1 protein-coding gene is annotated in these 279 nt (G+C 65.9%); it reads left to right on the top strand.

The window, feature by feature from the left end:
• The coding region (locus ACVA6Q_RS24620; RefSeq protein WP_446649217.1) for a hypothetical protein at nt 1-279 on the top strand (279 nt) is incomplete at both ends.

The raw sequence follows: 279 nt of genomic DNA, 5'->3' as shown, positions 1-279 counted from the left end.
GCCATCATGAGACGAATTGCGGCATGGGCGCTGGCTGCATGCATCTTGGCCTGCGCGGGCTGCGCCGAGCGGGGCGCGGCAGGGTCGCTGTCGGTGGAGCAGATCGTCGAGAAGAACGCCGAGGCGCGCGGCGGTGCGCAAGCCTGGCACAACATCGATTCGATGGTCTGGATCGGGCACGTGGAAAGCGGCAACGCGCCCGCCAACTACGTCCTCGCCATGAAGCGGCCGAACAAGACCCGCTTCGAGATTGTCGCGATGAACCGAATGGCCTTGCGC

Source organism: Vibrio sp. DNB22_10_4 (assembly GCF_052879755.1).
This window is presented reverse-complemented; position numbering and strand designations above follow the sequence as displayed.